Raw genomic sequence first — 471 nt, 5'->3', positions numbered from 1 at the left:
GCTCACCGCCGAGGGCCCCCCCTTCCTGGTCACTGTCGATATGAACCGCAGTGCATTGACCCAGACCGGCTTTGCCTGGACGACCTCCAATGGGCCCGACACGCGCATCACATCGGGGACATTGCTGCAGGCCGAGATCGAGACCGAACGCGTGTCGGTGCTGCAGCTGCTTCTGCCTGCGCTCAAGGACCTGCTCAGGGGGCCGCACAAGGCCAATCACGGCGCGTAGGTCGCAGGCGTCCGCCCGGAAGCATCCGCGCCGGCTGCAGGGCACGCAAGCGCCTGGCCCCGGCTTTTGGGGCCCTGGTCGCCGCGCGCTCCCGACGCGATGCCGGAGGAGGCTGCCACGCCCTCCCCCACAGCCGCCGGTCGGCGCTTGCGCAGCCCCCTCCCGCAACGTCGAGAGCAATCTCGCGCATCGTTGTTCTTAAGGCAACTTAACGTAAACAGTTTTAAACTCGAGAACAAAGC

The 471-nt window shown here is 66.2% G+C and carries 1 protein-coding gene; it reads left to right on the top strand.

From position 1 onward, the window contains the following. Positions 1–229 (top strand): hypothetical protein (locus AB4Y92_RS25685; RefSeq protein WP_441822188.1); only part of this gene is annotated, 229 nt, incomplete at its 5' end. Positions 230–471 lie beyond the last annotated feature (242 nt).

Source organism: Lysobacter sp. TAB13 (assembly GCF_052113885.1).
In the GTDB taxonomy this organism is placed as follows: domain Bacteria; phylum Pseudomonadota; class Gammaproteobacteria; order Xanthomonadales; family Xanthomonadaceae; genus Lysobacter; species Lysobacter gummosus.
This window is presented reverse-complemented; position numbering and strand designations above follow the sequence as displayed.